22 protein-coding genes and 1 pseudogene are annotated in these 24,025 nt (G+C 74.2%); 12 read left to right on the top strand and 11 right to left on the bottom strand.

The features are described from left to right. Positions 1-18: 18 nt before the first annotated feature. Positions 19-651 (bottom strand): DUF1275 family protein, encoded by a 633-nt coding sequence (locus tag AC6JBM_RS16055; protein ID WP_497984396.1) that lies wholly within the window; start codon positions 649-651, stop codon positions 19-21. A 170-nt stretch (positions 652-821) separates the two neighbouring features. Here AC6JBM_RS16055 and AC6JBM_RS16050 point away from each other — a divergent pair, with 170 nt between their 5' ends. Beyond that, complete coding sequence (locus tag AC6JBM_RS16050; RefSeq protein ID WP_497984395.1) at positions 822-1,325, top strand: ATP-binding protein; 504 nt, start codon at positions 822-824, stop codon at positions 1,323-1,325. Here AC6JBM_RS16050 and AC6JBM_RS16045 read toward each other — a convergent pair. From AC6JBM_RS16045 to AC6JBM_RS16020, 6 genes are all read right to left on the bottom strand, one after another. Then, entirely contained in the window at positions 1,319-2,230 is a 912-nt protein-coding gene (locus tag AC6JBM_RS16045; RefSeq protein ID WP_497984394.1) for a hypothetical protein, read from the bottom strand. The two genes, AC6JBM_RS16050 and AC6JBM_RS16045, sit on opposite strands and share 7 nt — an antisense overlap. 482 nt (positions 2,231-2,712) lie before the next feature. Further along, positions 2,713-3,252: a dihydrofolate reductase family protein gene (locus tag AC6JBM_RS16040; protein ID WP_497984393.1), complete on the bottom strand. Its 540-nt coding sequence runs from the start codon at positions 3,250-3,252 to the stop codon at positions 2,713-2,715. 568 nt (positions 3,253-3,820) lie between these two features. Beyond that, the gene (gene ahcY / locus AC6JBM_RS16035; RefSeq protein WP_497984392.1) at positions 3,821-5,305 is read right to left on the bottom strand and encodes an adenosylhomocysteinase; all 1,485 of its coding nucleotides are present in this window, start codon (positions 5,303-5,305) and stop codon (positions 3,821-3,823) included. A 141-nt stretch (positions 5,306-5,446) separates the two neighbouring features. Continuing rightward, positions 5,447-6,112, bottom strand: a complete 666-nt coding sequence (locus tag AC6JBM_RS16030; RefSeq protein ID WP_497984391.1) for an SWIM zinc finger family protein — start codon at positions 6,110-6,112, stop codon at positions 5,447-5,449. Positions 6,113-6,215: 103 nt separating this feature from the next. Next, complete coding sequence (locus tag AC6JBM_RS16025; RefSeq protein WP_497984390.1) at positions 6,216-9,401, bottom strand: DEAD/DEAH box helicase; 3,186 nt, start codon at positions 9,399-9,401, stop codon at positions 6,216-6,218. Positions 9,402-10,443: 1,042 nt separating this feature from the next. Beyond that, the gene (locus AC6JBM_RS16020) at positions 10,444-11,649 is read right to left on the bottom strand and encodes a hypothetical protein (protein ID WP_497984389.1); all 1,206 of its coding nucleotides are present in this window, start codon (positions 11,647-11,649) and stop codon (positions 10,444-10,446) included. Positions 11,650-11,714: 65 nt separating this feature from the next. Here AC6JBM_RS16020 and AC6JBM_RS16015 point away from each other — a divergent pair, with 65 nt between their 5' ends. Continuing rightward, a complete protein-coding gene (locus tag AC6JBM_RS16015) occupies positions 11,715-12,809 on the top strand; it encodes a type III PLP-dependent enzyme domain-containing protein (protein WP_497984388.1) in 1,095 nt (364 codons plus the stop codon). Here AC6JBM_RS16015 and def read toward each other — a convergent pair. After that, positions 12,781-13,278, bottom strand: coding sequence for a peptide deformylase (gene def, locus AC6JBM_RS16010; RefSeq protein ID WP_497984387.1), 498 nt, complete (start codon positions 13,276-13,278; stop codon positions 12,781-12,783). The two genes, AC6JBM_RS16015 and def, sit on opposite strands and share 29 nt — an antisense overlap. A gap of 85 nt (positions 13,279-13,363) precedes the next feature. On the opposite strand from def, the pseudogene AC6JBM_RS16005 reads away from it, so the two are divergent. Then, a pseudogene (locus tag AC6JBM_RS16005) lies at positions 13,364-14,392 on the top strand (substrate-binding domain-containing protein); the annotation flags it as partial. A 117-nt stretch (positions 14,393-14,509) separates the two neighbouring features. Further along, positions 14,510-15,148, top strand: coding sequence for a VWA domain-containing protein (locus AC6JBM_RS16000; RefSeq protein ID WP_497986469.1), 639 nt, complete (start codon positions 14,510-14,512; stop codon positions 15,146-15,148). Here AC6JBM_RS16000 and AC6JBM_RS15995 read toward each other — a convergent pair. Continuing rightward, positions 15,145-16,554: an IucA/IucC family protein gene (locus tag AC6JBM_RS15995; RefSeq protein ID WP_497984386.1), complete on the bottom strand. Its 1,410-nt coding sequence runs from the start codon at positions 16,552-16,554 to the stop codon at positions 15,145-15,147. The two genes, AC6JBM_RS16000 and AC6JBM_RS15995, sit on opposite strands and share 4 nt — an antisense overlap. Before the next feature lie 153 nt (positions 16,555-16,707). On the opposite strand from AC6JBM_RS15995, the gene AC6JBM_RS15990 reads away from it, so the two are divergent. Together AC6JBM_RS15990 and AC6JBM_RS15985 are read left to right on the top strand one after the other, a co-directional pair. After that, positions 16,708-17,073, top strand: a complete 366-nt coding sequence (locus AC6JBM_RS15990; protein ID WP_497984385.1) for a hypothetical protein — start codon at positions 16,708-16,710, stop codon at positions 17,071-17,073. A gap of 148 nt (positions 17,074-17,221) precedes the next feature. Next, positions 17,222-17,575, top strand: a complete 354-nt coding sequence (locus AC6JBM_RS15985; RefSeq protein WP_350618120.1) for a nuclear transport factor 2 family protein — start codon at positions 17,222-17,224, stop codon at positions 17,573-17,575. A 304-nt stretch (positions 17,576-17,879) separates the two neighbouring features. On the opposite strand, the gene AC6JBM_RS15980 is transcribed toward AC6JBM_RS15985, so the two are convergent. Then, positions 17,880-18,551: a hypothetical protein gene (locus tag AC6JBM_RS15980; protein ID WP_497984384.1), complete on the bottom strand. Its 672-nt coding sequence runs from the start codon at positions 18,549-18,551 to the stop codon at positions 17,880-17,882. A gap of 210 nt (positions 18,552-18,761) precedes the next feature. Here AC6JBM_RS15980 and AC6JBM_RS15975 point away from each other — a divergent pair, with 210 nt between their 5' ends. The 6 genes from AC6JBM_RS15975 to AC6JBM_RS15950 all read left to right on the top strand — a co-directional run bounded on the left by AC6JBM_RS15975 (position 18,762) and on the right by AC6JBM_RS15950 (position 23,322). After that, complete coding sequence (locus AC6JBM_RS15975; RefSeq protein ID WP_350618134.1) at positions 18,762-19,025, top strand: ribbon-helix-helix domain-containing protein; 264 nt, start codon at positions 18,762-18,764, stop codon at positions 19,023-19,025. Beyond that, positions 19,022-19,423: a hypothetical protein gene (locus tag AC6JBM_RS15970; RefSeq protein WP_350618136.1), complete on the top strand. Its 402-nt coding sequence runs from the start codon at positions 19,022-19,024 to the stop codon at positions 19,421-19,423. Before AC6JBM_RS15975 ends, AC6JBM_RS15970 begins: the two co-directional genes overlap by 4 nt. A gap of 108 nt (positions 19,424-19,531) precedes the next feature. Next, on the top strand, positions 19,532-20,317 hold the full coding sequence (locus AC6JBM_RS15965) for a hypothetical protein (RefSeq protein ID WP_497984383.1): 786 nt from the start codon (positions 19,532-19,534) through the stop codon (positions 20,315-20,317). Positions 20,318-20,752: 435 nt separating this feature from the next. Continuing rightward, the gene (locus AC6JBM_RS15960; RefSeq protein WP_497986468.1) at positions 20,753-21,532 is read left to right on the top strand and encodes a lysophospholipid acyltransferase family protein; all 780 of its coding nucleotides are present in this window, start codon (positions 20,753-20,755) and stop codon (positions 21,530-21,532) included. Between the two features lie 98 nt (positions 21,533-21,630). Beyond that, the gene (locus AC6JBM_RS15955; protein ID WP_497984382.1) at positions 21,631-22,038 is read left to right on the top strand and encodes a YciI family protein; all 408 of its coding nucleotides are present in this window, start codon (positions 21,631-21,633) and stop codon (positions 22,036-22,038) included. 144 nt (positions 22,039-22,182) lie between these two features. Next, on the top strand, positions 22,183-23,322 hold the full coding sequence (locus AC6JBM_RS15950) for an RNA polymerase sigma factor (RefSeq protein WP_497986467.1): 1,140 nt from the start codon (positions 22,183-22,185) through the stop codon (positions 23,320-23,322). A 129-nt stretch (positions 23,323-23,451) separates the two neighbouring features. Here the strand turns inward: AC6JBM_RS15950 and AC6JBM_RS15945 are convergent, their stop codons facing one another. Continuing rightward, positions 23,452-24,003 carry a LuxR family transcriptional regulator gene (locus AC6JBM_RS15945; protein WP_497984381.1) on the bottom strand — a complete coding sequence of 184 codons (552 nt, stop codon included), beginning with the start codon at positions 24,001-24,003 and terminating at the stop codon, positions 23,452-23,454. Positions 24,004-24,025: the final 22 nt, after the last annotated feature.

Below are 24,025 nucleotides of genomic sequence, written 5' to 3'. Positions count from 1 at the left end.
ACGGGGTGTGGTGGCCGTTTACGGGGTGTGGGCGGGCTGTGGCTGCTGGGTGGTGCGGGTGCGGCTGGTGGGGCGCCGGGGTGGGATGGCTTGGATGACGACGGCGGTGGCGACGAGGGCGACGGCGGGGAGCGGTCCGAGCCAGGGGGTGTGGTCGAGCAGGACGGCGGCGGCTGCTGCGCCGGCGGGCATGGCGGCGAGGGGGGCGGCGTCGCGGAGGCGGCCTTTGGCGGCTCGGACGAGGGGGCCGGTGAGGTAGCCGGTGGGGGTGTCGCCTTCGCGGTGGGCGGCGGCGTGCAGGGCCATGGCGATGGCGGCGAGGGTGAGCAGGGGGAGTTGGGCGGGGCCGTGGGGGTCGTGGTGGGTGGCGACCCAGCCGCCGGTGAGGGTGCACAGGGCGGCGAGTTCGGCGACGAGGCAGCGGCCGGGGGGCTGGTTTCGGGCGGCGGCGACGGTGGTGGCGTAGACGGCGACGGCGAGGGCGGCGCGGGTGGCGGTGCCGGTGAGGTGGTGGGGGTCGGTGGCGGCGGTGATGCCGGTGAGCAGGAGGTTGCCGGTGGCGACGCTGGCGAAGACGCCGCCGAGGTACAGCAGTGTCAGGCCGTCTACGTAGCCGGCGGCCAGGGCGAGGATCCACACGGTTCGGCGCACGTGGTTTCGCTTCCCCGGCTGGTGGGTCCGTCCCTCACCTACCCGGGGTGGCTCGTGATGTTTGCTGGCCGGTGGTTCGTGATGTTTGCTGGTCGGCAAACATAATCGGGTGGGGGTTGCGGGTACCGTGACGGGTACTGATGGGCTGGTTGTCGTCGCGAGGGGGTCGTGTGTCGATCGCGTTACGGCTGGCGCTGCACCTGCCCCGGGACGCCGCGACGGTGCCGGTGGTGCGGCGGCTGCTGGACCAGGCCCTGCACACGCTGGGTGTGGAGCCGTCGTGCCGTGACGACATCAGCCTGATCCTGACCGAGGCGTGCGCGAACGTGATCGAGCATGCGCTGCAGATCGACGATTACGAGATCACGATCGAGGTGGCCACCGAGCGGTGCGTCATCCATGTGATCAATGCGGGGGCGGTGGTGGACCCGTCGCGGCTGTCGCTGCCGGCGGTGCCTCCCGCGGGTCCGGCGGCCGGCTCGGCCGCTGCGCCGCCCGCGGCCCGGTCCGGTGACGTCGATCCGGTGCTCGATGAGCATGGGCGGGGGCTGCACATTATTCGGTCGCTGGCTGATGAGCTGTATTTGACGCCGTCGCTGGCGGGTGGGCTTGTGCTGCAGGCGGTGACGACGTTGCGGTGGACCGCTGATGCCGAGGTGTGGCAGCGTCACTGATCGGCGGTGCGGGCGCTGTTCGCGGCCGCATCGGCGGCCACGCCGTCTGCGGGTGTGCGGCCGGTTGCGGGTGTGTCGCTGGTCCGGCGTCGGGCGGTGCCGCGCCGGCCGGTGCTGGATCGGCTGACGCTGACCTCGGCTTCTGCCGTGCCTGCTGGTGCCGGGTCGACTGATGCTGGGTCGGCCGGGTCGGCTGGCGCCGCGTCGGCTGGCGCCTGATTGGCCGGTGCCGGATCGGCTGATGCGCTGGTCCGGGTGGTCGCGTCGGCGGTGAGGGCCAGGATCGCGCCGGTCAGGGCGGTGAGCAGCGCGGCGCGGGGTGACCACTGCTCGACGGCCGCGCCGGCGATGGCGGTGCCGAGGGCGGTGCCGGCCATCGTCGCGGTGCTCGTCCACATGCGGGCCTCGGTGGCGGTGCCGGGCGGGGCGGCGCGTTCGGTGATCTCGTACGCGGCGGCGTTGAGCGGCGCCACCGGTGCCCCGGCGATCGCGAAGAGGATCGCGAGCCACCACAGGCCGGCGGGGGCGAACAGCGGGACGAGGACGGCGCACATGACGGCGGCGAGGACGGTGGGGCGCAGCCGGAGGGTGACGCTGCCGGCCAGGCTGCCGACGGCCAGGGCGCCGAGGAGGATGCCGGCGAATCCGGGGCGGCCGTGGGCGGCGGCGTAGCCGGCTGCGGTGGCGAGCAGGACGCGGGTGGCGCCGAGGCGGTCGGTGACGGGGGCACCGGCGGCGGTACCGACGGCGAACGATCCGGCGAGGAGCCCGGCCGCGGTGAACGATCCGCGGGTCGCCTCGGCGAACAGGACCAGCGCGAGGGCGACGGCGCCGCCGGCGAGGCGGACGAGGAGGTTCGTGGCGGCGAGGGCCACCGCGTACGGCCGGCGCAGGATCTTGAACACTCCGGAGTTCTACGCTGCCGGGGCGGAGCGGGCCACCAGTTTTGGGCGCCTTTGCCCCCTGCCGCGGGTCCCACGGCAGGGCGTTCGTGGTTCGACGGACGGTGATGGTGCCGCTTCCATGCGCCTGTCGGCGGGCCGCCCGGCGGGGTGACCGCCGCCGCCCCGAACCGTCGTTGCCCGGGCGGCTGCCGGGTACGCGGTCCGGGGCGGCGGGAATGGCGGCGGGGGGCGGTTCGACCGGGTTCCTGGGCCTGTCCAGGAGGAGGCGATACTGGGTCGCCGGGGTTCGGCGAGCCCAGTCGCGCCGACTCCCAGCTCGACCGTGGCCCCTTCCGGGTCGGACCGGGCGCACGCCTGGGCGGATGACCTCCGCGACCAGGTTCTCCACCCAGGACGAGCCCGCCGGGCCGGTCTCTCGCCGTCGCCTCGGCCACGGACGGTGACCGAGCCGGAATTACCGAATTACGATTACCGGATTGCCGTTATTTGATAATCCGCATCCAGGTGTTGATCGCCTGCTCGGTGTGGGTGACGCGGACCTGCTGGAGCTGGATCGGGGGCGTGCCGACGGCGGCGAAGAGCCGGGTGCCGTCGCCGAGCAGGACCGGGACGGTGATCGCCAGGATCTCGTCGAGCTCGCCGAGGGCCAGGCACTGGCGGGCGATGTCGGCACCGAGGATGTTGACGTACCCGTCGCCGGCGGCGGCCTTCGCCTCACGCACGGCGGTCTCGACGTCGGGGACCAACGTGATGCCGTCGCCGGCCGGGCGGGGGTGGTGCGTGACGACGTATTGCGGGCCGTCCCAGCCGCCGCCGAACGGCTTCCCGGCGCCTTCGGTGCCGCGGTGGGGATCGTCGCCGCCGAAGGTGCGGTTGCCGACGATCAGGGCGCCGATGCGGGGGATGAGGTCGTCGACCAGAGGGTTCGGGGCGATATGCGGGGTGAGCCAGCTCATGTCGCCGCCTGGGCCGGCGATGAAGCCGTCGAGGGACATCGACGCGGAGTACAGCATGATGGCCATGGGTGATTGCCGCCTTTCGTCATCCGGGATCGTCGCTGATGAGACGACGCTCGCGGGGCCGATTCATCGGTCCCCGATGAATCGGCTGACCCGATGGGGCCGGCTCACCGGATTCGACCCGCGGACACGCGGCCGTGGCACGGGCCGCAGCGGCGAGTCATGGCCGCGTAGCTGTGGGCCGGCGCGCATGCCGCGGCCGCGCGGGCAGCCCAGTGGTGGACGCTCCCTCACCGCGCTGCTCGGCCCGAGCCGCGGCTGCAGTGGGCCGGTCATGCCGTCGGCCACGCCGACCAGATCGGAGAGGTCGGAGCCTCGCCCCGCTGCCCGGCATCACCAAGCGCGGAATCATGCCGAAGGTCCACGCGGGGAGACGCGATCCGGGGCGCGATGGTCCGCCCCGGCGGCGCCTCCCCGAGCAGGAGCGCGGTGTCCGGCGGCTTCCCTCGGGTAGCCGGTCCGGCAGGAGCGGACCGTCGCCGCCCTCGAGCAGGCCGGGTAGCCGGCGGCTCGGGGGCGGCGGGGTGCCGGGGCTGCGGTACCGCAGCAACCACAACCCCGGCGTGCACTGTCAGTAGCGGTAATGCTCCGGCTTGTAGGGGCCGGTGACGTCGACGCCGATGTACTCGGCCTGCTCCTTCGTCAGCTCCGTCAGGCGCACCCCCAGCGCGTCCAGGTGCAGGGCGGCGACCTTCTCGTCGAGGTGCTTCGGCAGGCGGTATACCTGCCGCTCGTACGCGCCGGGCTTCGTGAACAGCTCGATCTGCGCGATCGTCTGGTTCGTGAACGAGTTCGACATGACGAAGCTCGGGTGGCCGGTGGCGTTGCCGAGGTTGAGCAGGCGCCCCTCGGACAGCACGATGATCGAACGGCCGTCAGTGCGGACCCACTCGTGGACCTGGGGCTTGATCTCGCGCTTGACGATGCCGGGCAGCTGGGCGAGGCCGGCCATGTCGATCTCGTTGTCGAAGTGCCCGACGTTGCCGACGATCGCGTTGTGCTTGAGGCGGGCGAGCTGGGCGGCGGTGATGATGCCCTTGTTCCCGGTCGCGGTGATGATCACGTCGGCGGTGTCGATGACGTCGTCGAGGCGGACGACGGGCAGGCCGTGCATCGCCGCCTGCAGGGCGCAGATCGGGTCGATCTCGGTGACGACGACCCGGGCGCCCTGGCCGCGCAGAGCCTCGGCGGCGCCCTTGCCGACGTCGCCGTAGCCGCAGACGACGGCGAGCTTCCCGGCCAGCATCACGTCCGTGGCCCGGTTGAGCCCGTCGAGGAGCGAGTGGCGGATGCCGTACGTGTTGTCGAACTTCGACTTCGTCACCGAGTCGTTGACGTTGATCGCCGGGAAGAGCAGCTCACCGGCGTCGGCGAGCTTGTAGAGGCGCTTGACACCGTTGGTGGTCTCCTCGGTGACGCCCCGGACGGCGGCCGCGATGCGGGTGAACCGCTGCGGGTCGCGTGCGAGGCTCGCCCGGAGGGTGTCGAGGACGATGGTGTACTCGTGGTCGTCGCCTTCGGTCGCCGCCGGCACCGCGCCGCGGGTCTCGAACTCGGCGCCCTTGTGCACCAGCAGGGTCGCGTCGCCGCCGTCGTCGACGATCATGTTCGGGCCGAGGGGCTCGCCGCCGTCGCCGGTGAACTGGAAGAGCTGGTCGGTGCACCACCAGTACTCCTGCAGCGTCTCGCCCTTCCACGCGAACACGGGTGTGCCGGCGGGGGCGTCGGGGGTGCCGGTGGGGCCGACGACGACCGCTGCGGCGGCCTCGTCCTGGGTGGAGAAGATGTTGCACGACACCCACCGGACCTCGGCGCCGAGCGCGACGAGGGTCTCGATGAGCACCGCGGTCTGCACGGTCATGTGCAGGCTGCCGGCGATGCGGGCGCCGCGCAGCGGCTGGGCGGCGGCGTACTCGGCGCGGGTGGCCATCAGGCCCGGCATCTCGTGCTCGGCGAGCCGGATCTGGGTGCGGCCGGCGTCGGCGAGGGACAGGTCGGCGACGGCGAAGTCGAGGCCGCCGCGCTGCTGCAGGTAGGGGTGCTGGGTTTCGGACATACCTGAGGTCACCTCCCGGTGACAGGAGGCGCCCTTGTGGTCAAGGGAAGTCAGGTGTGGCCGAGCGTGGCGGACGCTCATGGGTCCGTCGCAGCGCCTCTCGACCCTGACCGCGGCGATTACTCGCAGCTGGGTACGACGCTACCGGCCGCGGCGGCGGTCCGGCAACCCCGGCTCGGCGCGGGTGGCGGTGTGATAGGCGGCACGCAGCACGTCGGTGACGTCGAACCGGCCGACGGTCAGCGGCAGCGCGTCGAGCTGCTCGAGGATCGCGTCGCCGCGGCGCAGCGCGCCCGGGACGGCCGGCTCGGGCGGGGTGAGGCGCGGGCCGGCTTCCCAGAAGGTACCGCTGCGGGGTTGGTCATCCGGCGGGGCCTGCCGGCGGCCGGCGATGTGGGCCAGGGCGGAGACCCGGTGCCCGCGCAGCGCCTCGAGGAGCTCGTCGCGGCCGCGGCCCCGCCAGGCGAGGATCGCGAACGGGTCGGCGTCGAACTCCCCGGCCAGGACGTAACAGGCGGCGGTCAGGTGCCGGCACGGCTTCTGCCAGCCGGGGCACGAGCAGTCCAGGACGATCTCGGACAGTGACTGCGGGAACAGCGACAGCCCGAACCCGGCCAGGAGCCGCTCGAGATTGTCCGGCAGGTGCCCGGCGAGGAGTTTCGCGGCGTGGATCGCCTCCCCGGCCAGGGCGCGTTCGATGCGGGCCCAGTCGGCGGCGGAGTACGCCTGCACGCCGATACGGGCCCGGTACGTCTCACCGTCCTCGTCGACGACCAGCGCCGTCACGATACTCGTCGAAATCGTCACGGAGCGTACCTGCCCGGCGCGGGCGTAGCGCCGCCCAGCCGAAAACGTCGTACCCATCCGCAAGGATTCGAGCATGGTCAGGAACTGGTGGGACCAGCTCGTGTCAGACATCCGCAACCGCCTCCGGCGCCAGGGACATGAGGTCGAGCAGGTCGTTCGTCGACAGGCCGGTGAGCCAGCCCTCGCCGGAGCCGACCGCGACCCCGGCCAGGTCCCGCTTGCTCGCCATGATCTCCTCGACCCGCTCCTCGATCGTGCCGATGCACACGAACGTGTGGACCTGCACGTCGCGGCGCTGCCCGATGCGGAACGCCCGGTCCGTCGCCTGCTCCTCCGCGGCCGGGTTCCACCACCGGTCCACGTGCACGACATGGTTCGCCGCGGTCAGGTTCAGGCCGGTCCCGCCCGCCTTCAGCGACACCAGCAGCACCCCCGGGCCCGGCCCGGACTGGAACCGTTCCACCATCCGGTCGCGGGATCCTTGTGGTGTACCGCCATGCAGGAACTCCACCCCGGTGCCCAGCCGCTGCGCCAGATGCGGGGCGAGGAGCTGCCCGAACTTCGCGAACTGCGTGAACACCAGTGCCCGGTCCCCGGCCTGGGTCGCCGCGGCCAGGATCTCCTCCAGCCGGGTGAGCTTCCCCGAGCGGCCCGGCAGCGGCGTGCCGTCGCCCATGAGATGCGCCGGGTGGTTGCACACCTGCTTGAGTTTCGTCATCGCCGACAGCACCAGGCCCTTGCGCTGCGACCCGGCCCGGCCCTCCCGCAGCTTCACGAACAGCTCGTCGACGACCGCCTTGTAGAGCGTCGCCTGCTCCAGGGTCAGGTTGCACCACTGGCGGCGCTCGAACTTCTCCGGCAGGTCCGCGATCACCGCCCGGTCCGTCTTGACCCGCCGCAGCAGGAACGGCCGCGTCACCCGCCGCAGCCGGCGGGCCGCGTCCTCGTCGCCCCACCGCTCGACCGGGACGGAGTAGCGGGCGCGGAACAGCGACGCCTCGCCGAGCAGGCCCGGGTTGAGGAAGTCCGCGATCGACCACAGCTCCGTGAGCCGGTTCTCCACCGGCGTCCCGGTCAGTGCCACCCGGTGCCGGGCCGGGAACCGGCGCACCGCCCGGGCCGTCACCCCGGCCGCGTTCTTCACGTGCTGGGCCTCGTCGAGCACGACCCGGTCCCACGCGACCGCGGCGAGGGTGTCGGCGTCGCGGGTCGCGACCTGATACGTGGTCAGGACCAGGTCGGCGCCGTCCGGGCCGCTGCCGGCGCGCCGGGCGGCGCCGTGGTGGACCCGGACCGTCAGGTGCGGCGTGAACCGCTCGATCTCCCGCCGCCAGTTGCCCAGCACCGACAGCGGGCACACGATCAGCGTCGGCGGCCGCGGCCCCCGCGCCCGCAGATGCGCCTCCAGGGCCAGGACCTGCACCGTCTTGCCCAGGCCCATGTCGTCGGCGAGGAGCGCCCCGACACCGACCGCGTCGAGGAACGCCAGCCACGACACGCCCCGCCGCTGATACGGGCGCAGCTGCGCGGTCAGGCCCGGCGGCGGGTCGAGGAGCTCGAGACGTTCCGGGGCCCGGCCGGTGAGCAGGTCCGCGAGCCAGCCCTCCCCGTCGACGCCGGTCACCGGCAGCGGCAGGTCCGGGTCCGGGACCAGGCGGGTCAGGCGCATCGCCTCACCCGCGGTCATCTCCCCGCGGCCGCCGCGGCGCAGGAACGCCAGCCCCGCCCGCAGCCGCTCCCGGTCCAGGTGCACCCAGCGGCCGCGCAGCCGCACCAGGGGCACCTTCGCCCGGGCCAGCTCCGCCAGGTCGGCCTCGGACAGGAACTCGTCGCCGATCGCGAGCCCCCACCGGAACCGTACGATCGCGGCCCGGTTCGTCGTCGTGTCCCGCAGCACCGGCGCCGCCGGCTGCCGCGTCCGCACCGACAGCGTCAGGCCCAGCTCCTGCCGCCGCTGCCACTGCGCCGGCAGCAGCACCCCGAACCCGGCGTCGTGCAGCAGCGACGCGAACGTCAGGAACCGGTGCGCGCCGATCGTGTCCAGCCGCAGCGACACCGGCCGCGGCCCCCACAGCGCCTCGTCGAGGTCCGGCCACAGCCGGCTCGCCCGGCCCAGATCCTCCAGCAGCACGTCCTGCGGATAGTCGACCCACTTGAACAGCGGCGACGCCCCGTCGTGCCACACGTCCCGCGCCGGCACGAGCAGCCCCGGCTCGGCCGCCGGCTGCAGCAGGAACTCGACCAGCCACGACCCGCCGTCGTCGTCGAACCGGCCCGGCGGCCCCGGCCGCCCAGCGGCACCGTCGTCGCCGGCCGGGTCCGGGGCGAGGCCGTCGTCATCGTCGCCGGCCTCGACGTAGGACAGCCGGAAACAGGTCCGCACCGGTGCGGGGCGGCCGCTGTCCGACCACCGCTCGAGCAGCTCCCGCAGCCGGGCGACCTCGGGCCCGTCCGCCAGGACCGCCCCCGCCACCGGCTCAGGTGCCGGTTCTGGTTCCGCGGCGGGTTTCGGGACCGGCACGCCACGGGCGGCGGCCGCCGCGATCGCCCGGGCCTCCGCGCGGGCCTGCGCCGCGAAACCGCCCCGGACCGGACCGCCCGGACCCACCGGCTCCGCGCCGGCGGTGGCGGTGGCGGTGCGCAGGCGGGCGTCGGGGGTCGTGAGGGCGGCGAGCCAGGCGCGGACGGCGGTGTCGTGGCGGGCCTCCCCGTCGCCGAGCAGCGGCCCGCCGCGCAGCCGGGCCCGGACCAGCTGGTCGACGGCCGTGTCCAGGGCGGCGCGGGTCGCGTCGCCCGGCGACCACACGGGACGGTCCGCCGCCAGGCGGAACCGGTGCCGGGCCGGGTCCGTGACCGCGGCGGCCACGCCGGGCATCGCGCGGCACAGGGCGTCGAACGTGGCCGCGTCGGCGCCCCACAGGGCCGGGCGCCACCTCGCCGCCGGGCCCCGGCCGCCGCCCGGGGCCGGCTCGGTGGTCAGGGCGGGCAGGAACCGGCCACGGTCGGCCAGGTCCGTGGCGAAGACGACCAGGTCGGTGAGGGCGCCGATCGACGCGCCCGGGGCGACGTCGGAGACGGTCGACAGCAGCAGATCCGGGTCGCTGCCCGGGGGAAGGACGACGATCGGGACGGTCCACACGGTGTGGCGGCGCGCGGCCGGGCGGCGCCGCGACGGCAGGTGCGCCGCCAGCTCCGGCGACGGGGCCGGATGGTGCGGGGTCGACGGGAGGAGGAGATCGGCGGTCGCGACGGTGCCGGGCAGCGGCGGGAGGACCGCGAACGGGTGCACGGCCGGACCCGCGGACGGCGCCGGCGACGAGTCCGGCGCCGAATCCGACGACGCGGACGGTGCCGCGGACGGTGCGCTGCCCTCCGCCAGGCCCAGAACGGACCCGTCCGGTGGCGGCGCGGGCGGGGTGCTCTCCGCCGGGCCGGTGACGGACGCGTCCAGTGGCGGCGCGGACGGGGTGGCGTTCGCTCGGTCCGTGCCGCGGTGGGCGCGGTCGGTGCCGGGCGCGGCGGCCGGAGGCGACAGCGACGGCTTCCCGGCGGCTGCGAGGGGTGCTCCGGCGGCCAGGGGCACCGGGGATGGGAGCGCGGCAGTTGGAGGCCCGGCCGTCGGCGCGTCGGCCGGTGGGGGGTTGGCGGTTGACGGCGCCGCGGCGGTTGCGGCGGCCGGGGTGAACGCGGCGGCGGACGACCCGTGCGGCCCGGTGCCGGCGCGTGGCGGGGCCGCGGCCTGCGCAGGTGGCGGTGATGTGGCGGGCCCGGTGGCAGACGGCGCCGGTGCCGGCGAGGCCTGCGGCCGCGCCGGTGCCGGCGAGGCCTGCGGCCGCGCCGGTGCCGGCGAGGCCTGCGGCGTGGTGGCTGGGGCCGTCGCGGGTGGCGCTGGGTCTGCGCTCGGGGTTGCGGCTGGCAGCGGCTCTGGAGCCGGCGACCCGTGTGAGGGCGTCGTGGTGTTGGGTGGGTGCAGGGCGGCGTCCGGGGACTCGGCCCAGCAGGCGAGGGTTCCGTCCGGCAGCACCAGGCCGTGCACGACGATCACCGGTACGACCCTAACGCGCCCCGCCGCCTCCGCCGTGGACCCCGGTGCCGAGCCGGACGCGTCGCGCCAGGCGGACCTGGCCGGGGCTGCCGCACCGCATCGGCCGTAGCCGCCCGGGCATCTGTGGCCCGCTGCGGCCTGCCGCTCGGCGCCGGGCCGGCGATCACGGGTCAAGCAGGTCCCGGCCGGGCAGAACGCGGGCAGGGCGGAGGCGATCGTGGGGCTGGCGGCGGCGGGGGCGTCGACCCGGAGCGACCAGGCGTTCCCGGGACAGGAGCGGCCGGCGTCAGCGCCAGTCCGGGCGTTCGCCGGTGTCGACCAGCTTCCAGTCGCCGTTGTCGTACAGGACGTTGTCGTAGTAGAAGACCGTCTCCGGTAGCAGGTCCGGCGCCGTGAACGCCGCCCTCGCGGCGGTGTGCAGCGCCGACGGGGGCACCGACCAGCGGGACTGCGCCAGCGCCGCCACGTAGGACAGGGCGTGGTGGCCCATGAAACTGTCGTACGTCAGCGAGAACACCTCGTCCGCGGCCAGGGGGACGTCGCGGGGGATGACGTTCGCCGGGGGGAGGCCGGGTGGCAGGCCCGCCTCGGCGCGCAGAGCGCTGTCGACGTAGATGGCGCAGTCGCGGTACAGGATCGCGGTCCGGCGTTGCCGCAGGTCGAACGCGAAGAGGGTGTTCTGGCCGTGGGTCTCCAGGGGGCAGCCGGTGCGCCGGGCCGTCTGCGACCACATGCGGACCATCGGGGCGACGATCCGCTGCGCCACGAACTGCTCGGGCGGCTCCGCGAACGCCTCGACCAGCTGCTCCAGCAGCGTCGGGTCGGCGGGGGCGTGCAGGTCGGCGCCGTACAGGGCGAACAGCGGCACCGTGAACGTCGGGGCGCCCTCGAGCAGGGCGGTGCGGACGAGGAAGCCCCACGCCTCGTCGCCCAGGCCCGGGTCGAACCAGCCGCCGCCGATCTCCGGCAGGACGGGAGTCCCGGCCCGGCGCAGCTCGTCGGACACCCACAGCTGCAGCTCGATCACCGGGCGGCGCAGGCGGCGGGTGAACCGCGACAGGCGCCGCGGGTAGTGCAGCTTCACGAAGTGCGGGGTCACCGGGCGGCCATCGTGGGCGGTGACGAAGACGGTGCGGGCGTTCGCCGACGGCACCGCGGTCAGCGGCGGGCCCGGCTCGAGCGCCGCCAGCGCGGCGCGGCCCGCGAGGTCGGGGCTGTCGAGGGTGTTCGGGTGCACCGGCAGCAGCAGCGTGTCACCGTCGAAGTACAGGGCCGGCAGGGGCGAGTCGGTGGCGGCCGGGCGGTAGGCGCCCAGCGGCGGCGGAACCCGGAACGTCGGGAGGTCGAACGTCGCCGTGCCGTGCTGCGGATGGTACGCGTCGGCGATGTCCAGGTCCGCGGCGTAGGGGCTGTACGTGCGGGTCCCGACGCCGAGATACCGTTCCGCGTACTGCCACAACGCGATCGGGTCGCGGACGTCGATGAGGCGCATCGGCGTGAGCCTACTGCGCCCGGCCGAGCGGAGCCGAACGGAGTGCGGTGTCACCCAACCCACGTGTGATCGAGGCCGCTCTCGCCGGGCCGCTCCCCGCGTACGTCTACGACCCCGGCGTCATCCGCGACCGCATCCACGCACTGCGTGAGGCCCTGCCGGCGGGGACCCTCGTCGCGTACGCCATGAAAGCCAACGGCCACCCGGACATCCTCGCCGCCGCGGCCGCCGCGGCCGACGCGATCGAGGTCGCCTCCGCCGGTGAGCTCGAAGCCGCCGCGGCCACCGGCGCGGACCTGATCCTCAGCGGGCCCGCGAAACCCGACGCGCTGCTGCACCGGGCCGTCGAGGCCGGGGCCGTCATCAACGTCGAGAGCCTCCACGAGCTGCGCCGCATCCCCGGCCGCGCCGCCATCTGCCTGCGGGTCAACCGCGCCCATGCGGCCCTGCCCGGCTCGCACCGCATGTCCGGGGAGGCGACCCAGTTCGGGCTCGCCGAGGCCGACCTCGGCGAAGCGGTCCGGCTCGCCCGCCACCACGACGTGCGCGGCGTGCACCTGCACGCGGTGTCGAATAACCTCGACGCGAAGGCCCACGCCGCGTTCCTGCGCGACTGCCTCGCCTGGGCGCGGGACCGCGGCATCGGGCCCGTCGTCAACGCCGGCGGCGGATTCGGCGTCGACGTCACCGGCCGGCGCGCCTTCGACCTGTCCGAGCTGCGTGACGTCGAGGTCCCGGCGGGGGTCACGCTCGTCGTGGAACCGGGCCGGTTCGTGGCCGCGCCCGCCGGCTGGTACGCGGCCGAGGTCATCGACGTCAAGGCCAGCCACGGCACCTGGTTCGCGGTCGTGAAAGGCGGCACCCACCACTTCCGGCTGCCGGCGTCGTGGGGGTACAGCCACCCCTTCACGATCCTGCCCGTCGACGCCTGGCCCTACCCGTGGCCGCGGCCCGAGGTGACCGGCACGCACGTCACCGTCGCGGGGGAGCAGTGCAACCCCCGCGACGTCCTCGCCCGCGACGAACCCGTGCGGCGGCTGCGGGCCGGGGACGTGCTGCTGTTCGCCAACACCGGCGCCTACGGCTGGGAGGTCGCCCACCACGGCTTCCTGCGCCTCGACCCGCCCCGGTTCACAACCCTCGGCGAAACCCGGCCCTGACCGCCCGCAGCGCCTGCCGGCGGGCGTCGCCGGTGAGCGTGTCGATGTACAGCACCCCGTCCAGGTGGTCGCACTCGTGGCGCAGCGCCCGGGCGAGGAACCCGGTCCCGGCCACGGTGACCGGGTCGCCGTGCTCGTCGAAGCCCTCGACGGTGACCGCTGCCGGCCGTACCGCGGGAAACGCCAGACCGGGGATGGACAGGCAGCCCTCGTCACCGACCTGGGTTCCGGAACTGGCCGTGACCTGCGGATTCACGATGTGCCCGCGGCCGGCGTTGGTGCCGTAGACGAAGACCCGCGCGGACACCCCGATCTGCGGCGCCGCGACTCCGGCCCGGCCCGGCTGCGCGTCGAGGGTGTCGAACAGGTCCCGGACCAGCGCCCGCAGCTCGGCATCGAAGGCGGTCACCGGCGCGGCGGGGGAGCGGAGCACCGGGTCGCCCAGCAGCCGGATCGGTCGCGTCGTCACCTGCGAAAGCGTAGTCCGGGGCCGGGCCGACCCCCGACGACCAGGGCCTACACTATGCCGACTTCCCACCCCCGGAGGCACACCCATGGCCCACCCGGCCGACCGGGCAGATGTGCGGTCACACCGCCGCAGCCCAGCTCAGGACCGCTTTCGATGGACCCCGTGGATCGTCGCCGGGGTCTGCGCCGCGCTCGTCGCCGGCGGCGGCTGGTTCGCCTACGACCGGCTCGCGACGACCACGTGCACCGGCTCCGTCACCGCGGCCGTCGCCGCCTCCCCGGCCACCGCGACCCTCCTGGAAGACCTCGCCACCAAGTGGTCCGCGACCCGCCCGGCCGTCGCCGGGCAGTGCGCGCACGTCGCCGTCACCGCCCGCGACACCGCCGTCATGGCCCAGGCCCTCGGCACCGAATGGGACGCGAAGACCGGCACCCCGCCCGACGTGTGGGTCCCCGACTCCTCCGCCTGGGTCCGGCGCGCCTCCACCGCCCCGATCGCCGAGCGGATGATGCCCGACCTGCAGCCCAGCCTCGCCCGGACCCCGTCGATCCTCGCCATGCCCTAGCCGATGGCCGAGGCCCTCGGCTGGCCCGACGGCGACATCTCCTGGCAAGACATGATCAACAAGGTGGCGGCGGACCCGCAGGGCTGGGCCAGGTACCACAAACCCGAGTGGGGCGCGTTCAAGTTCGGCATGACCGACCCGCTGCAGTCCACCGCCGGGCTGCTCGCCCTCATGGCGATCCTCGACGGCAACGACGACGGCGAGGTCACCGCCGAGGAGCAGGCCACCCTCGCCAAGCTCAAGTCCGAACGCGCCGTCTACACCGACACCACCGCCCAGCTGCTCGACGAGCTGTCCAAGGCCGACCACGACGGCGCCGCCCTGCGGTACGTCTCCGCGTTCCCCGCCCTCGAGCAGGACGTCCTCACCTACAACAAGGCCAACCCGCACACCCCGCTCGTCGCCGTCTACCCCTCCAACGGCAGCGCCGACGCCGACAACCCCTACCTCATCCTCGAGGCGCCCTGGTCGTCGAAGGACAAACAGGACACCGCGAAAGCCTTCCTCGCGTACGCCCGCGGCCCCGACGGCCGCAAGGTCTTCCAGGACGCCGGGTTCCGCGACCCGAACCGCGCCGCCGGCCCCGCCCTGACCGGCTCGACGTTCGCCGCCCGGATCAAGACCGTCCCACGGGCCGTCCTGCTGCCCGAGTCGGTGAAACAGTCGATGGACACCTGGACCGCCCTGACCCGCCCCACCAACGTCCTGCTCGTCCTCGACGTCTCCGGATCCATGAACGAACAGGTCCCCGGCACCGGCAAGACCCGCATGCAGCTGGCCAAGGACGCCGCCCGCAGCGCCGTGCAGCTCTTCGCCGGCGACGTCGACGCCGGCCTGTGGGTGTTCTCCACCAGGCAGAACGGCACCACCGACTACAAGCAGCTCGTCCCGATCGGCCGCGTCGGCGACCCGGTCGCCGGCAAACCCCGCCGCGACCAGATGACCACCGCCATCGACAAGCTCACCGCGGCCGGCGACACCGGCCTCTACGACACCGCGGCCGCCGCCCAGCAGGCCGTCGCCGACACCTACCAGCCCGGCGCCACGAACCTCGTCGTGCTCATGACCGACGGCCGCAACGACGACTCCACCGGCGGGCTGAACCTCGACCAGCTCCGCGAGAAGCTCCAGGCCAACGCCGGCAGCGACAAGAAGGTCCCGATCGTCACCGTCGGCTACGGCAACGACGCCGACCTCGCGTCGCTGCAGGAGATCTCCCGCGTCTCCGGCGGCACCCTGTACACGTCGAAGACCGCGTTCGACATCAACGAGGTCCTCCTCACCGCCATCTTCGGCAGGGTCTAACACACGGTCTCACGCAGCGGGTTCGGGACCGGGCACCACCGGTCCTCCAGCGGATCCGCGGCCAGACGCATCGCCGTCGTCGCCTTCAACGGCCAGTCCTCCTCGAGCACCGCCCGGCGGTCCTCCGCCGACACGCACCGCCCGGCGACCTCGGCGACGTACCCCCACAGCCCCTCGTCGCCGAGCGCCGCCACCAGGCTCGACAGCACCGTCGCGAACGCCGACGCGAGCACCTTCGTGCGCAACGCCCGCGGATCGCCGGTCGGCAGCGCCCCGACCAGCGGCGGCATCGCATGCCCGGCCCGGGCCAGCCGCCCCGGGTGCACGTGGATGCCGCCCAGGTCGCGGTAGTACACCCGCACCGGCCGGCCCGCGGCGACCTCGACGAGGGTGTTCTGGCCGTGCGCCTCGAGACCCACCCCCCGCTCCAGGAGCTCGAGCAGCGGCGGGAGCAGCAACCCGACCAGATCCCGGAAGAACCCGGGCGTCAGCAGGTCCGGGCGGTGGGGGAGCAGCGCCAGGGGCAGCACGTCCGCGTCCGGCGGCGGGGCGTCGCGCCACACCGCGCCCAGCGCCCGCTGCGGCCGCCCCGCGTCGTCGAGGACGGTCCCCGCGGACACCTCCCGCAGGATCGCGATGCCGGGGTCGAGGGCGGCGAGCAGGTCCGAGACCAGCGGCCCGTTGTGGACCGCCGCCGCCGACAGGGTCCGCACCGCGCTCGTCATCTGCACCTCGACCGCCGTCTTCACATGACCCAAGCCCACATCCAGGGTCCGCAGCGACATCAGCGGCCGCGCCGGCACGTCGACACCGGTGTCGCGCACCAGGCCCGACGCGAGGGCGCGGGGCAGCTGCCACGGATGGACCGGGAACCGCGGCGGCACCGGCACCCCCGCCGTCCGCCACCGCGCCGGGTCCGTCTCCACGATCCGCAGCCGCACGTCCGGATGGTGCTCCGGGGCGTAGGCGAGCACGTCGAGCGTGGACAGGCCGATCCGGGTGCGGCAGCAGGGATGCAGCGGGTGACCGTCCACGATGGACTGCTCGGCGCCGGTCAGCCCGCCGAAGGGGCTCGGCGGGGCGGTCATCGCCAGGGCCAGGTTCGCGACGCTGTTGTCCAGCTCCCGCCGGAACCCGGGGCTCAGCGCCAGCGCCGCGGCCAGCACGCCCGGGTCGTCGAACGCCCGGCCGTCGACGAGCACCGAACGGACCGGCGGGCCGAACACCGGCGGGGGAGGACCGCCGAGACGCCGCGGGTCGAGCACCTGCTCGCGCCACAACGCGCCCCAGAGGCGGGTGAGGATCGCGGCTCTGGCCGACGGTACCGATGCCAGGAAAGCGGCGACGAGCGACGGCCGGTGCTCGCGCAGCGCCGCGGCCGTCCCGGCGACGTCAGGTGCATCCACCCACCGAGTCTAGAGAGATCGCCGCGACGCCTGGGACTCGCGTCGTCCGTTCGGCCCAAAGTGTCCGCGCCGACCACCTGGCTGCCGGTTCACCTGCGGAAATGCTGTGATGTACGCGAGGATCAGCTTGGAGCACGGACGCTTCGGGAGGCCATGATGGAGATCAGACAGCTGACGGCCGGTACGCCGGCCGCCGCCCAACCGCCGGCACCACCGAAACCGGTGCCGGGCGCGGCGACGAACGCCGCCGTGGAGGCGCCCGCACCTCCGCCGAAGGGTGGCCTGCCCGCCTCGCAGCAGGTGCTGAGCAAGCTCACCCCGGGCGACCGCGCCGCCATCGCCGGCGCCACCGGCTACCACCTGTCGCCGACGGGTGCCGTCACGAACGCGTCCGCCGCCGTGCCCCCGTGGTCGTTCATCATGGCGTTCGCCGCCTCCCGCACCGCCGCTCAGCCGGACCAGGAGGTCGGCCAGGCCAAGCCCGCCGACGACGGCAACCACGTCGACGTCACCGTCTGAACGCAGACGGATGCGCCGGCACGCCGACGGCCGGCGCATCCCGCACACCAGTCTGCGCCCCGCGGGCCCGGTTACGGTCCCGTTTCCGGGTCGAAACATCGTCCGGCAGGGCGTTGACCCGCCCGGTGCGGCGCCGTGTGATGGATGCATGGGCGACGCGCCGGCGCTGATTGCCAACCTGCTCACCGTCATCGACCGACGCGACTGGGCGGGGCTGTCCGAGATGGTCACCGACGACGTCGTCTACCACCGGCCCGGCTGCCCGCCGATCGAGGGCGCCGAGGCGTTCGTCGGCTTCTACCGCCGGCGGTGCATCGTCTCCGCCGGCCGTCACCAGGTGGACCGGTGCGTGTCCGTGGACGGGCAGGGGTTCTGCTGGGGCCGCTTCGACGGCATGTCGCACGCGGGCGTGCCGCTGAACGAGATCTTCGCGGACTGGTACGAGTTCCGCGCCGGGCGCATCGCCCGCCGCCGGACGTTCTTCTACCGCCCGGCGATCTGAACCCCGTTAGGTTGACATAATGTGCATTATCGAACATTCGTCGATCAGAGCTACCGCGGCGTCCGCAGTGGTCCGGACCGTTACTCCCGTGGCCTCACCGTCCGCCGTTGCCCGGGGTCCGACCGAGTCGTCGGCGTCCTGAGCGTCCTCGCTTCGCCGTTCTGGCGGCGCCCGGCGATCCCGGCTGGCTGGCGGCTCTTGCCGCAACAGGTGGGTCGCAACGGCATCACCAACGGCGACCCGGCCACCAGCGCGCCCTTGCGGAACTGGATGGTCGAGCGGCGGCGGGCGGAGAAGAACGTGGCTATCTCGATCCGCCCGCCGCCGTCGTCGACTGATGCTCGACCCCTGCGGCGGACTCCGGGATCGCCGCGCTGGTGACGAGCGCGGCGACGCGTAGCAGATCCCTCGCGCGGAAGTACGCCACGGCGTCTTCGTCGTAGAGACCTCCGCTGATGCGACGCCGTAGCTGTTGGGCCGTGTCGTGGAGCCGGCAGTGCTGCTCATCCGACAGCGGACCGCGACTTGCCAGGCAGGCGGACACGGCGACGTCGATCTCGCGCGCGCCGGGATCGTCCCACGCGAGCAGTCGGGAAAGCCTGCTCCGGCGCCAATAGGTCAACGCGTGCAGCGCCGCGTGCTGCGGAGCGCCGTACCAGATCGATGGACCGAGGTTAGGGTTCGCGTCACCGGGCCGGGGTGTCCGGTGGCCGAGCCGTTTCGCCGTGCGGCGCTCGGCGGCATACCTCCGCAGATGGTCATGCCAGAGGCTGCGGCTGGCCTCGAGATGATCGAGCGCGCGCAGGAGCGCTCCGTCGTCACGTCGGAACGGTCCGGCCAACTCGCCGAGGAAACTGAGCGTCGCCTCGAATCCGATTGGACGGTACAACTGCACGCACGAGCGCAGCGCGGAAACCCGTCCCCGGTGCGGCAGCGCCGGGTTGCGGACGTGGTTGGCGAACGCACTGAAGCTCACCGGCCGAGGGTAGAACCGGGTACAAGGCTCAACTTCACTGTGAACGGACAGTGGCCTCACCGTCCGCCGTGGTCGGGCGACCGGATTCGTCACGGACGGTCGCGGAACCTCGGGCGTTCGGGCCCGAAGCTCGCAGGTGAGCACGAGAACCCACCCTTTCGGGTGATGACACGCTAGGTGATCGACGTATGCGGGCGATACCCTGTGCGTATGCGTGAGATGCGCAAAGAGCGGGTAACGGTGACCATGCCCGCCGATGACGCCGCGGCCGTTCGGCGGTTCGTGGACTCCGGCGGCGCCGAGTCGGTGTCGGCGTATGTCGCCGAGGCGGTGCGGGACCGGCTGGCCCGGGACCGGGCGCTGCTGACCCTCAACGAGCTGTACGCGCAGCGGGGCGTGCGGATGGACCCGGAGCACCACGCGTGGGCGCGTGAGGTGCTGGGGGTGGCGCCCACGGGCGGGACGGTGTCGTGACCGCGGTCGGTGGGCGGATCCTCGACAGCTCCGCGATCCTCGGGTTCGTGGCCGGCAAGCCGTACAGCTCGGCGATCGTGTGGCACGCCGTCGACCAGGGTGTCGTGCTGGCGGTGCCGGCGGCGGCGCTGGCCGAGGCGTGGGCGCAGACGTCGCCGAAGGACTACGACGTGCTGAAGGTACTGCTGTCGCTGCCGGTGGTGGTCGTCGACGCCCTCACCGCGGCGGACGCGGTCGACTCCGGCGCGCTGTTCGCCGGCGAGGGCGGACCGGCGACGGTCGCGGCCGCGCACGTGGTCCGCCGGGCCCAGGCACGGCCGGGCTGGGCGATCGTGACGGACCGCGCCGACGTCCTGCGCACCCTCGACCCGCAGGCGGAGATCGACGAACTCCCCTGACGGGTGCCGCCGAACCCTGTCGTACGGTGTGTCGCGCTCGGAAAATGTCATAGGTGGCTGGTATGACTGTTCCGACACATGTTCGATAGACGGGTTGGGGAGGGTGCGATGGTTGCCGCGCGGACCGCGGTCACGGGCTTGTCGACGGTGGATCTGGAGCAGATCCGGGACACCCTCGCGGCCGGCCGGAAACCGAAGGTCGTGTTCACCGAGCAGGCCGGGCAGATCGCCGGGCAGCTGGGCCAGGTCGTCGCGCTGACGGACCCGGAGCTGTCCGACGAGTGGGTCGTGGTCCGGTTCGGCCGCGACGAGCTGCCCTTCTCCCCCGCCGACCTGGCGATCGCGCCGAAGGCCCCACCGGCCAAGCGCGCCCCCGCCGTTCCCGCACCTCGTGAGGAGAGCCCCGTGCCAGCCCCTTCCGTAGCCGACTCCCCCGCCACGACCGAGGCGCCGGACTCCCCCGGTTCCCCGGCTCCCGCCCCGGCCGCCGACCCGAGTCCCGCCCCGCCGGCGGCCGCGACGCCCCAGGCCCCGAGCGCCGATTCGTCCGATTCGTCGGGTTCCGGGGCGAAGAACACGCCCGGGAAGCCGGCCGCGAAGAAGGCCGCCCCGAAGCCGAAGCCCGCACCCGGGCTGACCGTGACCCTCTCCTACGCCGACGGCGAGTGGACGGTCGCGGCGAACCAGGGCGCGAAGGCCCTCGCCAAGCCCTACGTCATCAAGGCCGGCGAGGCGCTGAAGATGGTCGCGATGCTGGACGTGCCGGGCGTGCACGAGGCGGTCGAGGAGATCGTGTCGGCGGCCCGGGCGGAGGCCGAGACCCAGGCGGAGCGGCTGCGGGCCGAGCTGGCGGAGATCGAGGCGCGGCTCGCCGAGCTGCGCGAGGCCGAGTAGCCGCCGCCTGGTTCGGCTCCCTGCTTTCGACGTCCGCGATCGGTCCCGGCTGCGCCTCGGCGACCGGGGCCGATCTGCACATCTGCCGACGGGATGGTTGCGCCGCCCGGGCACAGCGCTACCGTGTCCGGGATCGACACAACCACCTGCGGCAGGAACGGATATGAGCACGTGAGCGACGGGGAGCCAGCTGCACCGGCCGATACCGCGACCTCCCTGGTGGAGACGGCGCCGGGTGACGCGGCCCCGGACACCGGACCCGCCACTGCTGCGGTGGGCGCGGACGCCGTCCGGGGCGACGGCGCGACCGCCGTGGTGGCGGCGGACCGCCCCGGCTCGTCCGCGGCGTCGGGTGACACGGCCTCTGACACCACGGGAGACGTGGGCACTGTCCGAGGCGACGCCGCCGCCGGGCCTGCCGACTTCGCGACCGCCGTGGCGGTCCGGCCGTGGCAGGCGCCGTGGCTGTGGCGCGTGCTGCTCGTCCTCGCCCGGATCGTCGTCGCCCCCGTGGCCCGGCTGCGGGTCACCGGCGGGCTCCCGCCCGAACTGCGCGGCGGCCCGGTCATCCTCGCCGTGAACCACATCGGCCCGTTCGACCCCGTCGCGATCACCGCCGCGTGCCGCGCCGCTCGGATCGCACCGCGGCTCATGGCGACCGGCGGGCTGTTCCGGGCGCCGGTCGTCGGGTCGGTGATGCGCGCGTCCGGGCACATCCGCATCAACCGGCGGCAGGCGAACGTCGCCGCCGCCGTCGACGACGTGACGCGGGCCCTCGCCGCCGGGTCGCACGTCCTCGGATACCCGGAGGGCCGCATCACCCTCGACCCCGGGATGTGGCCGGAGCGCGGGAAGACGGGGCTGGCCCGGGTGGCGCTCGCGACCGGGGCGCCGGTCGTCGCCGTGGCGCAGTGGGGGGCGCACGAGGTCGCGGCGTGGGGCGGGTTCGGGCCGACGGTCCGGGCCCTGTCCCGGGCGCTGGTGCGCCGGCCGGTCGTGCGGGTGCACTTCGGCGCGGTCGTGGACCTGTCCGGGATCGACCCGGCCGCGCCCGGAGCGGCCCAGCGCGCCACCGACCGGATCATCGACGCGATCACCGACGAGCTGCGGCCGCTGCGGGCCGACGAGCCGCGTCTGCCCCGCTACGTCGACCCGGTGCGGCCCCTGACCCTCCAGCGGCGGCACCGGCCCGCCGGCACTCGCCCGATCGGCTGAGGCACCAGCATCCGGGGAGAAAGTCCGCGCGGATGTCGAGAACCTGGTGCCGGCTCCGTCCCCGGGGTGTCCGACGAGCGAGAAGGAATGGGACAGACATGAAGTATCTGCTGCTCAAGCACTACCGCGGCGGCCCCGAGCGGGTCGTGGACTACGCGCCGATGGACCGGTGGACGCCCGAGGAGGTCGACGCGCACGTGCAGTACATGGTCGGCCTCGCGAACCGGCTGCAGGAGTCGGGCGAGTTCGTCAACGGGCAGGCACTGCAGCCCGGGGGCGCGTTCGTGCGGTACGACGGGGAGGGCAAACCACCGGTCACCGACGGGCCGTTCGCGGAGACGAAGGATCTCATCGCCGGCTGGATGATGATCGACGTGGACTCGTGGGAGCGGGCGGTGGAGGTGGCCGGGGAGCTCTCGGCGTCGCCCGGGCCGGGCGGCAAGCCGCTGCACGAGTGGCTCGAGGTGCGGCCGGTGCTGTCCGACTTCGGCCCGTCCACCGGCTGAAGACACACCGGCTGAAGGACACCGGCCGGATCGGGCCGGGAGCCGACCTCGAGCACGCATGCGCTCGCCTCCGGCGCGCTGTTCGGCGGCGAGGAAGACGGCAGGGAGACAGGGCGCGGGAGCATGACGGAAAGGACGGGCATCGTGGACGAGGCGCTGCTGCGTGAGCTGGTGCCGACGGTCATCGCGGTGCTCGTACGGCGCGGTGCCGACTTCGCCTCCGCCGAGGACGCGGTGCAGGAGGCGCTCATCCGGGCGATCAGCACCTGGCCGGACGATCCGCCGCGGGACCCGAAGGCGTGGCTCGTCACCGCGGCGTGGCACCGGTTCCTCGACGCGGCCCGGTCCGAGGCGTCGCGGCGGGGGCGGGAGGCGGCCGTCGACGCGGAGCCGCCCGCCGGGCCGGTCGCGGGCACCGACGACACGCTGCGGCTGTACTTCCTGTGCGCGAACCCGGTGCTGCCCGCCGCCGCGGCGGTGGCGTTGACGCTGCGGGCCGTCGGCGGGCTGACGACCCGGCAGATCGCGGCCGCGTACCTGGTGCCGGAGGCGACGATGGCCCAGCGGATCAGCCGGGCGAAGCGGCGGCTCGCCGGGCTGCCGCTGGACCGCCCCGGCGACCTGGGCACGGTGCTGCGCGTGTTGTACCTGGTGTTCAACGAGGGGTACAGCGGCGACGTCGACCTGGCGGCGGAGGCGATCAGGCTGACCCGTCAGCTCGCGGCGCTGGCCGCGGAGCCGGAGGTCGCCGGGCTGCTGGCGCTGATGCTGCTGCACCACGCCCGGCGGGCCTCGCGGACGGGGCCTGGCGGGAGGCTGGTGCCGCTGGCCGAGCAGGACCGGTCGCGGTGGGACACGGGGCTGATCGCCGAGGGGGTGGCGGTGCTGCAGACGGCCCTGGCCACGGACCGGCTGGGCGAGTACCAGGCGCAGGCCGCGATCGCCGCCCTGCACGCCGACGCCCCGAGCGCGGCCGAGACGGACTGGGTGCAGATCGTCGAGTGGTACGACGAGCTGCTGCGGCTCACGGGCGACAGCCCGGTCGTGCGGCTCAACCGGGCGGTGGCGGTCGGCGAGGCCGATGGTGCCCGGGCGGGGCTGGCGGCGCTCGGCGGGCTCGACGCGGGCCTGCCGAGGTTCAAGGCCGTGCAGGCGTACCTGCACGAGCGCGCCGGCGACCGTGGGCTCGCCGCGGAGCTGTACGCCGCGGCGGCCCAGGAGGCGACGAGCGTGCCCGAGCGGGACCATCTGACCCGGGAGGCGGCCCGGGTCCGGCAGGGGTAGGCCCTTCCGGCCCGCGCGGGCTCGGACGCGGCGGGCTCCGGGACCGACGCGGCCAAGCGATGCTGTACCGCGGCTGCGGGGGCACACGCCGCCGGCCGCGGGCTCCCGGGTCAGCGGCGCCGGAGCGGGTCAGGCGCCTTCGCGGCGCATACGCAGGTAGGCGAGGACGGCCTCGCGGGTGGTGCGCACGCCCAGGACCTCGCGGGCCTCGGCGATGCGCCGGTTCGCGGTGCGCAGCGACAGGAACTCGGCCGCCGCCGCGGCCGCGATCGTCTCGCCGCCGGCGAGCCGTTCCAGCAGGGCGCGCTGCTCCGGGGCGAGCACCGGTCCCCCGGCCTCGTCGGCCGGCTCGGTGCCGAGTTCGGCGTCGGGGTCGGTGGTGACCGGGCCGATGCGGGCCAGGTCGGCGAGCAGCGCCCGGCCGATCTCGGCGGCGGTGTCGCTGATCGCGACGATCCCCGCGCCGCGGGCCGCGGCGAGGAGGGCGAGCTCGGCGGTGTCGGCGTCGGCGACCCGGCCGAAGAGCGCCAGGCGTGCGTCGGACACGTCCCAGGCCTGGTCGGTCAGGGCGAAGCCCTCGCGGGTGGTCCAGCCCGCCCGGGCGAGTCTGCGCAGCACGGCGGTGGCGTCGGCGCCGTTCGCCACGACGTACCGCGGTGCGAGTGCCGGATCTCCCGCCATCAGCGGCCCACAGGAGAAGACA

It is taken from the genome of Dactylosporangium thailandense (assembly GCF_059739745.1).
Note: the sequence above shows the minus strand (reverse complement) of the source record. Positions and strands in the feature narration are given on the sequence as shown.